Origin of the sequence: Delftia sp. 11MD, assembly GCF_050907895.1 — a bacterium.
Lineage (GTDB): Bacteria > Pseudomonadota > Gammaproteobacteria > Burkholderiales > Burkholderiaceae_C > Comamonas > Comamonas tsuruhatensis.
In genome coordinates, this window is sequence record NZ_CP194333.1 from 1,837,865 (window position 1) to 1,849,441 (window position 11,577).

The following is an 11,577-nucleotide window of genomic DNA, read 5'->3' on the forward strand; positions in this document are numbered from 1 at the left end:
CCCAAGTGAACCGAGTTGGATTTTTCATCACCAGCATTCTTCTGGCGCTGGCGCTGCTCAGCTCCATGCTGTTCGTCGTCGATCAGCGCCAGTTCGGCGTGGTCTATGCCCTGGGTCAGATCAAGGAAGTGATCACCGAGCCGGGCCTGAACATCAAGATGCCGCCGCCGTTCCAGAACGTGCGCTACATCGACAAGCGCCTGCTCACACTGGACAGCACCGACACCGAGCCCATGCTCACTGCCGAAAAGCAGCGCGTGGTCATCGACTGGTACGTGCGCTGGCGCATCTCCGATCCGTCGGAGTACATCCGCAACGTGGGCCTGGATGAGTCGGCCGGTGCCATGCAGCTCAACCGCGTGGTGCGCAACGCCTTCCAGGAGGAAATCAACCGCCGCACCGTGCGCGAGCTTCTGTCCAGCAAGCGCGACGCGCTGATGAACGACGTCAAGCGCGAAGTGCTGGAGACCGTGCGCGGCGCCAAGCCCTGGGGCGTGGACGTGGTCGATGTGCGCATCACGCGCGTGGACTATGCCGAGACCATCACGGAATCGGTCTATCGCCGCATGGAGGCCGAACGCAAGCGCGTGGCCAACGAGCTGCGCTCCACCGGCGCCGCCGAAGGCGAGAAGATCCGCGCCGAGGCCGATCGCCAGCGCGAGATCACCATCGCCAACGCCTACCGCGATGCCCAGAAGCTCAAGGGGGAGGGCGATGCGGAAGCCGCCCGCACCTATGCCGACGCCTTTGGCAAGGACCCGCAGTTCGCGCAGTTCTACCGCAGCCTGGAGGCCTACAAGTCCAGCTTTGCCAAGAAGAGCGACGTGCTTGTGCTCGATCCTTCGCAGACCGACTTCTTCAAGGCCTACCGCAACGGCGGCAGCTCTGGAAAGTAAGAACGCCTGAGCGGCAACGCCGCCCGGCCCATGCACGGCGCCCCTGTTGGGGCGCCGTTTTTTCTTGCGCTGCCGCTGGCGCCCGCACACCGAATCGATTCGGAATACCGAACGCTCCTCGCGGGCCTTGGGACACCCCCAATTTGGGCTGGCCCGCAACAGCCGGTAGAATCACGTTTTTAACAGCCTCCCCCTTTTTCCATGTCTGCTTGGGTCCTGCCGGATCACATCGCCGATGTCTTGCCTTCCGAGGCCCGGCACATCGAAGAATTGCGTCGAGGCCTGCTCGATACCGCACGTGGCTATGGCTATGAACTGGTCATGCCGCCCATGCTGGAGTACCTCGAATCCCTGCTCACCGGCACAGGGGAGGCGCTGGACCTGCAGACCTGCAAGCTCATCGACCAGCTGACGGGCCGCACCATGGGCCTGCGTGCCGATACCACGCAGCAGGTGGCTCGCATCGACGCCCATCTGCTCAACCGCAAGGGCCTCACGCGCCTGTGCTACTGCGGCCCCGTCGTCCATGCCCGCCCTGACCGCCCCCGCGCCACGCGCGAGCCGCTGCAGTTCGGTGCCGAAATCTACGGCCACCAGGGCATGGAAGCCGACCTGGAGGCACTGCACCTGGCGCTGGACTGCCTGCGCAGCGCGGGCGTCACCGACATCAACGTCGATCTGGCCGATGTGCGCATCGTGCGCAGCCTGCTGGCTGGCGTGATGGTGGACATGCAGGTGCTGCGCGGCGTGCATGCCGCGCTGGCCGCCAAGGATGCGAGCGAACTCGAGCGCCTCACCCGGGACTTCCCCATCGCCTCGCGCGAAGGCCTGATGGCCTTGCTGCAGCTGTACGGCGGCATCGAGGTGCTGGACCGCGCCGAGAAGCTGCTGGCGCGCACGGCAGGCGTGCAGCCTCTGCTGGACCAGCTGCGCTGGCTTGCCCAGCGCCTGGAAGGCGTGAACGTGAGCTTTGATCTGGCCGATCTGCGCGGCTATGCCTACTACAGCGGCACGCGCTTCGCCATCTATGTTCCGGGTGCCAGCGACGCGCTGGTGCGCGGCGGCCGTTATGACGAGGTGGGCGCGGTCTTTGGCCGCAACCGGCCCGCCGCCGGCTTCAGCCTGGACATCAAGCAGCTCGTGGCCGTTGTGCCCGAGCGCCCGCTCAAGGCTGCCATCCGTGCGCCCTGGGGCGACGATCCCCAGGTGGCAGCCGCCATCGCGGCATTGCGCCGGCAGGGCGAGACCGTGGTCTGCGTGCTGCCAGGCCATGAAAGCGAAGTGGACGAGTTCCACTGCGACCGTGAGCTCGTGCAGGTTGCCGGGCAGTGGGCCGTGCAAGCCATCTGACGCATTTGTCAATTTCTTCGGATTTCATCGGATTTGAATATGAAAGCTACCAAAGGTCGCAACGTGGTCGTGGTCGGCACCCAGTGGGGTGACGAAGGCAAGGGCAAGCTGGTGGACTGGCTGACCGAAAGCGCCCAGGGCGTGGTCCGCTTCCAGGGTGGCCACAATGCGGGCCACACGCTGGTCATCAATGGTGTGAAGACCGCGCTGCACCTGATTCCCAGCGGCATCATGCGCCCCGGCGTGAAGTGCTATATCGGCAACGGCGTGGTGCTGTCGGCCGCCAAGCTGTTCGAGGAAATCGAAGGCCTGGAGAAGGCCGGCGTGCAAGTGCGCGACCGCCTGCGCGTGTCCGAAGCCTGCCCGCTGATCCTGCCCTTCCACTCGGCGCTGGACGTGGCGCGCGAAGCGGCGCGCGAGCAGGGCGGCACCGAGAAGATCGGCACCACCGGCCGTGGCATCGGCCCCGCCTACGAAGACAAGATTGCCCGCCGCGCACTGCGCGTGCAGGACCTCAAGTACCCCGAGCGCTTCGCCACCAAGCTGCGCGAACTGCTGGCCCTGCATAACCACATCCTGGTCAACGTGCTGGGTTCGAAGAACTTCACCTTCGGTGACGCGCTCAAGCCGTACATCAAGGATGGCGAAGTGCAATTCGACGCGGTGTACGAAGAGGCCATGCGCCATGCGGAGCTGCTCAAGCCCATGATGGCCGATGTCTCCCGCGAGCTGAACGCCGCGCACGCCGAAGGCGCCAACCTGCTGTTCGAAGGCGCGCAGGGCACGCTGCTGGACGTGGACCACGGCACCTATCCCTATGTCACCTCGTCCAACTGCGTCGCCGGCAATGCGGCTGCCGGTTCCGGCGTGGGCCCCGGCATGCTGCACTACATCCTGGGCATCACCAAGGCCTACTGCACCCGCGTGGGCGGCGGTCCTTTCCCCACCGAACTGGATTGGGAAAAGGAAGGCACGCCGGGCTGGCACATGAGCACCGTGGGCGCCGAAAAGGGCGTGACCACCGGCCGCTCGCGCCGCTGCGGCTGGTTCGACGCCGCGCTGCTCAAGCGCAGCGCCCAGGTCAACGGCCTGTCGGGCCTGTGCATCACCAAGCTCGACGTGCTCGACGGCCTGCAGGAACTGCTGCTGTGCGTGGGCTATGAGCTGGACGGCGAAAAGATCGACCTGCTGCCCATGGGCGCCGACGAGATCGCCCGCTGCAAGCCCATCTATGAATCCATCCCCGGCTGGACCGATTCCACCGTGGGCGTGACCGACTACGACAAGCTGCCGGCCAATGCCCGCCGCTATCTGGAGCGCATCGAGGAAGTGACGGGCGTGCCCATCGCCATGGTTTCGACCAGCCCCGACCGGGATCACACCATCCTGATGCAAAACCCCTACGCCGCCCAGTGAACTGCTGGCGTTTGAACCCCAAGATTGAACCAGGAGCCATTCCATGCTGACGGAAGACGGTCAACACCTGTATGTGAGCTACGACGAATACCACGGACTGATCGAAAAGCTCGCGATCAAAGTGCACCAGTCCGGCTGGGAATTCGACACCATTCTCTGCCTGGCCCGTGGCGGCCTGCGCCCCGGTGACATGCTCAGCCGCATCTTCGACAAGCCGCTGGCCATCATGTCCACCAGCTCCTACCGCGCCGAGGCCGGCACGGTGCAGGGCCATCTGGACATCGCGCGCTTCATCACCACGCCCAAGGGCGAGATTGCCGGCCGCGTGCTGCTGGTCGATGACCTGGCCGATTCGGGCCACACGCTGAATGCCGTGATCGCCATGCTCAAGACCAACTATCCGCCGATCACCGAGCTGCGCAGCGCCGTGATCTGGACCAAGGGCCTGTCCGCGTTCACGCCTGACTACTCGGTGGACTACCTGCCGACCAACCCCTGGATCCACCAGCCTTTCGAGCACTACGACACGCTGCGTCCCGAAAAGCTCATGGAAAAGTGGAAGATCTGAGAGCCGTTGCGCTTTCAAGGTCCTTGCCTGCAAAGGGAGCCAGCCGGCTCCCTTTGTCGTTGTGGCCTGCGTTTTCATGCGTTGTCGTCATGCCTTGATGCAAGTCATGGGTTGGCGCGCTTGTCGCGATATCTCGGGCCAACGTCGCGTAAATGTCGGTTTTTTGCACAGCTTCAAAAGCCGATGCCCTAGAGCGTCCGAGGGCTGAATGGCGCGGCTACACTGCGCAGATTCTCAGAAGGTGGTGCTTTGTGAAACGTCTTTCCGTCGGGCGCTTGGGCGCGGCTGTGGCTTTGGTTGTGGGCGGCGGTGCGCTGGCCTGGCTGGCCGTGGCGTCCCTGCCCGGATCCAAATCGGCCCGTGCGGCCTCAGCCACGCCTGCAGCCGTCCAGGCGCAGGCTGCATCGGCTCAGGCCGCTGCCGTTCCCGCCGCGCCTTCCGTGCCTGCGGCCTCTGCTGCCCCGGTAGCGCCAGTTGCGCCTGTTGCGCGTGTCACGCCGCCGCCGCAGACCCAGGGTCCCACGCCCATTTTCGTGCTCAACTCGCTCGATGCCAACATCAGCATCGTGGACCCGGTCACCTGGCAGGAGACGGCCCGCATTCCCACGGGCAAGGAGCCGCACCACCTCTACCTCACGCCTGACGAGAAATCGCTGGTCGTGGCCAATGCGCTGGGCGATACCCTGACCCTGGTCGATCCGCGCACGGGCGAGGTGCAGCGCGTGATCCGCGACATCATCGACCCCTATCACCTGCGCTTCAGCCCGGACATGAAGTGGTTCGTCACGGCGGCCAACCGCCTCAACCACATCGACATCTACCGCTGGGATGGCCAGAACCCGCAGTTGGTCAAGCGCGTGCCCACGGGCAAGACGCCCAGCCATCTCTGGATCGATGCCAGGAGCACGACCATCTATTCCACCATGCAGGACAGCGATGCCCTGGTGGCCATCGACATCGCCACGCAGACCATCAAGGCCCGCGTGCCCACCGGCCCCATGCCGGCCGATCTCTATGGCAGCCCGGACGGCACCAAGCTGTTCATCGGCCTGACCGGCAGCGATGGCGTGGAAGTGTTCGACATCACCGGGCCCGAGCCGCGCAGCGTGGCCCGCATCAAGACAGCCGCTGGCGCCCACGCCATGCGTGCCGCCGGCGATGGCCGCCACCTGTATGTGAGCAACCGCGTGGCCAACACCATCAGCAAGATCGACATGCAGACCAACCAGGTCGTGGCCAGCTACCCGGCCCCGGGAGGCCCGGACTGCATGGACGTTTCCGCCGACGGCCGCTACCTGCTGGTCAGCTCGCGCTGGGCGCGCAAGCTGTCGGTGATCGACACCGTCGAAAAGAAGGTGGTCCAGCAGGTCAAGGTCGGCAAGTCGCCCCACGGTGTCTGGACACTGGCCCACGCGCAGCGCTGATGGACCGCAGACTCTTTGCGCAATCGCTGGCTGGCGCCGCCGCCTTCAGCCTGCTGCGCCCCGCGATGGCCGCAGGGCAGGGCACGGGCTGCGCCAAGACCGTGTACCTGACGTTCGACACGGGCCACATGGGCATTGCCGACCTGGTGGCCGAGGTGCTCAAGCGCCATGGCGTGCCAGTGACCTTCTTTGCCGCCAACGAGCGCACGCAGCAAGGCGACGGCAGCCTGGGCGAGACCTGGGCGCCCTGGTGGCGCGCACGCGCCGCCGAAGGCCATGAGTTCGCCTCGCACACCTACGACCACATGTACTGGCGCGGTGATCTGCGTGCCTCGAAGAACGGTCCGGTCACGGGCTTTCGCGTGCGCCCCTCGGCCGGGCCACGCGCCAACGAGAACTTCACGGTCGATGCGGCAGGCTATTGCGACGAGATCCGCAGGGCTGCACAGCGGCTGCAGCAGATCACCGGGCGCAAGCCCCTGCCGCTGTTCCGTGCGCCCGGCGGCAAGACCTCGCCCGCGCTGCTGGACGCCGCGCGGCAGGGCGGCTACATGCATGTGGGCTGGTCCAGCGCAGGCTTTCTGGGCGACGAGCTGCCCAGCGACCGCTACCCGAATGCGCAGCTGCTGGCCCAGGCGCTCAAGAACATCCGCAGCGGCGACATCCTGCTGGCCCATCTGGGCATCTGGTCACGCAAGGACCCCTGGGCACCGGCCGTGCTGGAACCTTTGATCACGGGCCTGCTCAAGCAGGGGTTCTGTTTCCGCACGCTGCGGGAGCATCCCGACTATCGGGATTGGATAGCAAAATTCGCATGACGTCCGCGCGCGCAGCGCGGCGGGCGATGGGAGCGTGGTGTGGACTGGTGGATTCAGTGGTTCGGTAATGCGCAGCAGCGCCTGTTCGAGGGCGTTGTCCAGCCTGTGCTCTTTTGGCTGGGACAGGCCAGCCTGCTGGAGGATGCCTACGACGCCACAGGCTGGCTGCTGGTGGGCCTGCTGCAGATCTTCATCATGGTGGCCGTGATCGCGCCGCTGCAGTACTGGCGGCCCGTCGAGCCCGTTACCGACCGGCGCGCCATCCATGTGGACATCATCTATACCGTGGTGCACCGGCTGGGCCTGTTCAGGCTGGCGCTGTTCTTCACGCTGGACCCGCTGTGGGACGAGCTCATGGGCCGCCTGCATGTCTGGGGCCTGCCGAGCTTTCACCTGGACGGTGTCTGGCCCGGCGTGACCGATCTGGCCTGGGTCAGCCTGATCATCTACCTGCTGGCCTTCGACTTCCTCGACTACTGGATACACCGGGGCCAGCACAGCATCGGCTGGTGGTGGAAGCTGCATGCGCTGCACCACTCGCAGCGCCAGATGACGGTCTGGAGCGACAACCGCAATCACCTGCTCGACGATGTGATCCGCGACACCATCATCGTGCTCGTGGCCCAGTTCATCGGCGTGGCTCCAGGCCAGTTCGTGGCCATCGTGGCCTTCACCCAGCTCAGCGAGAGCTTCCAGCATGCCAACCTGCGCGTCTGGTTCGGCACCATCGGCGAGCGGCTGTGGATCAGCCCGCGCTTTCACCGCCGCCACCACGCCATCGGCATTGGCCACGAGCCCATGGCGCCCGTGCGCAACAAGAAGGCGCATGGCAACAACTTCGGCGTGCTGCTGCCCTGGTGGGACATGCTGTTCGGCACCGCCAATTTCGAGCTGCGCTTCGATCCCACCGGCGTGCGCGACCAGGTCCAGCCCAATGCCCAGGGCCAGCTGCGCGACTACGGCCAGGGCTTTTGGGCCCAGCAATGGCGTGGGTTCCTAAGGTTGATGGGTCGCGCTTGAGGCTGGGCTCGGGGTATGCTTGCCGGCATGGGCTTGCTACTCGATTCCTTCTGGCGTGCGACGGCGTATTGCCTGCATAAGCGGGTGATTGCATGGTCGCTGTTTCCCCTGCTCTTCATGGCCATCACGGCCTGGCTGCTGGGTTACTTCTTCTGGGCCGATGCCGTGGTCTGGACGGAAGGAGTCCTGCAGGGCGTGGGCTGGCTGCACACGGTCTGGTCCTGGATGGGCGTGCAATCGCTGCCCGAGCTGGTGGCGCCGGTGCTGGTCGTTCTCTCGGTCACGCCGGTGCTGGTCGTGGTCTCGCTGCTGCTGGTGGCGCTGTTCATGACGCCTGCCCTGGTCGAGCTGGTGGCGCAACGGCGCTTTCCGGCACTCGAGCGCAGGCAGGGTGCCACCCTGATCGGCAGCCTGCTGTGGTCGGCCGGCTCCTCGCTGATCGCCCTGATCGCGTTGCTGGTATCGGTTCCATTGTGGTTCGTGCCTCCCCTGGTGGTGGTGATCCCCCCGCTGATCTGGGGCTGGCTGACCTACCGCGTCATGGCCTTCGACGCGCTGTCTGCCCACGCCAGCAAGCCAGAACGCCGCAGCCTGTTCCTGCGCCACCGCCTGGCGCTGATGCTCATGGGCGTGGTCTGTGGCTACCTGGGGGCGGCTCCGGCCATTGTCTGGGCCTCGGGCGTGGTCTTCGTTGCAGCCTTCTGGATACTGATTCCGGTGGCCATCTGGATCTATGCGCTGATCTTCGCCTTCTCCTCGCTGTGGTTTGCCCATTTCTGCCTGGCGGCGCTGCAGCGCATGCGCGAGGAGGAGCCGGCGCTGCCCGAAGCACCCATCATTCCCTACGCTCCCGACGCGCCGCAAGGCTCCGGCACAGCCCCTGTTCCCCCCACCCCGCAAGAAAAGACCACATGACCCTTCAAGTTGGCGCACTCATCATCGGAGACGAAATCCTGTCGGGCAAGCGTGCCGACAAGCACCTTCCCAAGCTGATCGAACTGCTGGGCGCGCGTGGCCTGTCCCTGGCCCATGCCGAGTACGTGGGTGACGATAGGGCACGCATCACCGACGCCCTGCGCCGCGCCTTCGCATCGCAGGCCGTGGTCTTCAGCTTTGGCGGGATAGGCGCCACGCCCGACGACCACACGCGCCAATGCGCAGCCGAGGCCCTGGGCGTGCCGCTGGCCCTGCACCCGGAAGCCGTGGCCCTGATCCGCGAACGCATGCGCGATGTGGCCACCGAGGAAGGCAAGCCCTACGAGCCCCAGCGCGCCGACAACCTGCACCGGCTGCAGATGGGCAACTTCCCCGAAGGCGCGCGCATCATCCCCAACGTCTACAACAAGATCCCGGGCTTTTCCTGTTCGGGCGCCAGCGGCACGGTGCACTTCGTGCCCGGCTTCCCGGTCATGGCCTGGCCCATGGTCGAGTGGGTGCTGGAGCAGCGCTACGCCAAGCATTTCCACAGCACGGTGCAGCGGGAGCATTCGGTCATCGTCTACGGCGGCATGGAAGCCACGCTGACGCCGCTGATGGTGGCCATAGAGCGCGACCACCCGGGCGTCAAGGTGTTCAGCCTGCCCAGCGTGGATGATTCCAAGCACGGCCGGCACATAGAACTTGGTGTCAAGGGCGAAGCTGGTGCCGTCACCAAGGCCTGGCCCACGCTGCTGGAAGGTCTGCACTCATTTGGTGCAAGTCTTGGCCCTGAATTGGTGCGCAATATCTGATTTACGGCCCTTCATCCAAATCTGCACCGATTTGGTGAGTGGGCACTCGGGCCGGGCCAGGCTGCAATGTCATCCACAACGCCCACGCAAGGCGGCAGAATCACGGGGCTGGCGCGCCAAGCAGGTGCCAGTCTGCGGGCATGCACTCAATGGATGCAGCCTGGCACGCAAACTGCTTAAGAGTATTTATCTTTTTTGATCAGCCAGATTGGCAGGAGAGATCTGATGGCAAAGACCGTTGCAGACGTGTTGAACATGGTGAAGGAGAACGAGGTCAAATTCGTGGACCTTCGTTTTACGGACACCCGTGGCAAGGAGCAGCACGTCACGGTGCCGGTGTCGCACTTCGACGAAGACAAGTTCACCTCGGGCCACGCCTTCGACGGCTCGTCGGTGGCAGGCTGGAAGGGCATTGAAGCATCGGACATGCAACTGATGCCCGATCCCGCCACCGCGAACATCGACCCCTTCTTTGAAGAGACCACGCTGTTCCTGCAGTGCGATGTGATCGAACCCGGCGATGGCAAGGCCTACGACCGCGATCCCCGCTCGGTGGCCAAGCGTGCCGAAGCCTATCTGAAGGCCTCGGGCCTGGGCGATACCGCCTACTTCGGTCCCGAACCTGAATTCTTCATCTTCGACGGCGTGCGCTGGAACACCGAACCCGGCAGCACCTTCTACGAAATCGAAGAGTACGAAGCCCCCTGGAATTCCGGCGCCAAGTTCGAGTCCGGCAACCGCGGCCACCGTCCGCGCAACAAGGGCGGCTACTTCCCCGTGCCGCCCGTGGACAGCACCCAGGACCTGCGCGCCGAGATGGTGCTGCTGCTCGAGCAGCTGGGCATTCCCGTCGAAGTGTTCCACCACGAAGTGGCTGGCGCCGGCCAGAACGAGATCGGCACCAAGTTCTCGACCCTGGTGGAGCGCGCCGACTGGACACAGGTCATGAAGTACGTGATCTGGAACGTGGCCAACACCTACGGCAAGACCGCCACCTTCATGCCCAAGCCCTATCCGGGCGACAACGGCTCCGGCATGCACGTGCACCAGTCCGTCTGGAAGGATGGCAAGAACCTGTTCGCAGGTGACGGCTATGCCGGCCTGTCCGACTTCGCGCTGTACTACATCGGCGGCATCATCAAGCACGCCCGTGCCCTGAACGCCATCACCAACCCCGGCACCAACAGCTACAAGCGCCTGGTGCCCGGCTTCGAGGCTCCGGTCAAGCTGGCCTACTCGGCCAAGAACCGCTCGGCATCGATCCGCATCCCCTACGTGGCCAACCCCAAGGGCCGCCGCGTCGAGGCACGCTTCCCCGATCCGCTGATGAACCCCTACCTGGGCTTCTCGGCCCTGCTGATGGCAGGTCTGGACGGCGTGGAAAACAAGATCCATCCCGGCGAAGCCGCGACCAAGGATCTGTACCACCTGCCCCCGGAAGAGGACAAGCTGGTGCCCACGGTCTGCCACAGCCTGGACCAGGCCCTGGAAGCACTGGACGCAGACCGTTCGTTCCTGACCAAGGGCGGCGTGTTCTCGGACAGCATGCTCGATGCCTACATCGAGCTGAAGATGGGCGAAGTGACCCGTTACCGTCAGGCCGTGCACCCGGTCGAGTACGACATGTACTTCTCGCTGTAAGGCGGGTCGGCAAAAAGGCGGCGCAAGCCGCCTTTTTTGCTTTCGGCCAGGACCTGGGTATGCTGGGCGCGGAACCAAAAGGGGTTGTCCCGCTCAAGAAATGACGTCCAGCCCGGAAGATGGAGCGATACTTGCCCGGACAAGCCGGGCCCTTCCGATCTGGCTACCCGAGGGAATGGAATGAAGAAACTGTTTGTGTCGCTGCTGCTGCCGCTGCTGTCGGTAGGAGCCTGGTCCCAGGACGTGATCTACCGCTGCGGCAACGAGTACACCAACAACGTCAGCCAGGCCAAGGCCAAGGACTGCAAGCCGGTGGACGGCGGGCATGTGACGGTGATCCATGGCGGCAGCAAGCCGGCGGCCTCGGGCGGCGGCCAAGCGCCGCGCACCTCCGCCGCTCCTGCGGCAGGATCGCCCGCTCCGGCCAAGGTCAACAGCAGCGCCCAGAAGGCCCGCGACTCCGATGCGCGGACCATCCTCGAAAGCGAGCTGGCCCGCGCCCAGGAGAAGCTGACACAGCTGCGTCAGGAGTACAACGATGGCAATCCCCAGCGCACCGCATTGGAGTTGCGCAATCCCCAGGGCTATCTGGAACGTGTCGAGCAGCTCAAGAGCAGCATCTCGCGGCAGGAAGGCGATGTCGCCGGCATCCGCCGCGAACTGGATCGACTTCCCAAGAACTGACGGGCCCGAGCGGCCCATGCGAGCCCGGCC

Annotated in this window: 11 protein-coding genes; all 11 read left to right on the forward strand. The window is 65.1% G+C overall.

The genetic code is table 11. The features are described 5' to 3' along the window. Positions 1-5: 5 nt before the first annotated feature. The 11 genes from hflC to ACRSCF_RS08310 all read left to right on the forward strand — a co-directional run bounded on the left by hflC (position 6) and on the right by ACRSCF_RS08310 (position 11,547). Positions 6-896, forward strand: a complete 891-nt coding sequence (hflC, locus tag ACRSCF_RS08260) for a protease modulator HflC (RefSeq protein WP_016447552.1) — start codon at positions 6-8, stop codon at positions 894-896. Between the two features lie 201 nt (positions 897-1,097). Beyond that, positions 1,098-2,246, forward strand: a complete 1,149-nt coding sequence (locus ACRSCF_RS08265) for an ATP phosphoribosyltransferase regulatory subunit (RefSeq protein ID WP_034364148.1) — start codon at positions 1,098-1,100, stop codon at positions 2,244-2,246. A 39-nt stretch (positions 2,247-2,285) separates the two neighbouring features. Further along, the gene (locus ACRSCF_RS08270; RefSeq protein WP_012206808.1) at positions 2,286-3,662 is read left to right on the forward strand and encodes an adenylosuccinate synthase; all 1,377 of its coding nucleotides are present in this window, start codon (positions 2,286-2,288) and stop codon (positions 3,660-3,662) included. A 43-nt stretch (positions 3,663-3,705) separates the two neighbouring features. Then, on the forward strand, positions 3,706-4,230 hold the full coding sequence (locus ACRSCF_RS08275; protein ID WP_012206807.1) for a phosphoribosyltransferase: 525 nt from the start codon (positions 3,706-3,708) through the stop codon (positions 4,228-4,230). Positions 4,231-4,382: 152 nt separating this feature from the next. Beyond that, positions 4,383-5,654, forward strand: a complete 1,272-nt coding sequence (locus ACRSCF_RS08280) for a YncE family protein (RefSeq protein WP_047326700.1) — start codon at positions 4,383-4,385, stop codon at positions 5,652-5,654. Continuing rightward, entirely contained in the window at positions 5,654-6,472 is an 819-nt protein-coding gene (locus tag ACRSCF_RS08285) for a polysaccharide deacetylase family protein (protein ID WP_034364146.1), read from the forward strand. The genes ACRSCF_RS08280 and ACRSCF_RS08285 overlap by 1 nt, the downstream gene beginning before the upstream one ends. Positions 6,473-6,511: 39 nt before the next feature. Then, entirely contained in the window at positions 6,512-7,492 is a 981-nt protein-coding gene (locus ACRSCF_RS08290; RefSeq protein WP_016447547.1) for a sterol desaturase family protein, read from the forward strand. Between the two features lie 15 nt (positions 7,493-7,507). Beyond that, positions 7,508-8,407 carry an EI24 domain-containing protein gene (locus ACRSCF_RS08295; RefSeq protein ID WP_016447546.1) on the forward strand — a complete coding sequence of 300 codons (900 nt, stop codon included), beginning with the start codon at positions 7,508-7,510 and terminating at the stop codon, positions 8,405-8,407. Continuing rightward, a complete protein-coding gene (locus tag ACRSCF_RS08300; RefSeq protein WP_016447545.1) occupies positions 8,404-9,222 on the forward strand; it encodes a competence/damage-inducible protein A in 819 nt (272 codons plus the stop codon). Before ACRSCF_RS08295 ends, ACRSCF_RS08300 begins: the two co-directional genes overlap by 4 nt. A gap of 225 nt (positions 9,223-9,447) precedes the next feature. Then, positions 9,448-10,863 carry a type I glutamate--ammonia ligase gene (gene glnA / locus ACRSCF_RS08305; protein WP_016447544.1) on the forward strand — a complete coding sequence of 472 codons (1,416 nt, stop codon included), beginning with the start codon at positions 9,448-9,450 and terminating at the stop codon, positions 10,861-10,863. A gap of 180 nt (positions 10,864-11,043) precedes the next feature. Beyond that, positions 11,044-11,547: a hypothetical protein gene (locus ACRSCF_RS08310; RefSeq protein ID WP_209671913.1), complete on the forward strand. Its 504-nt coding sequence runs from the start codon at positions 11,044-11,046 to the stop codon at positions 11,545-11,547. The last annotated feature ends 30 nt before the right edge of the window (positions 11,548-11,577 follow it).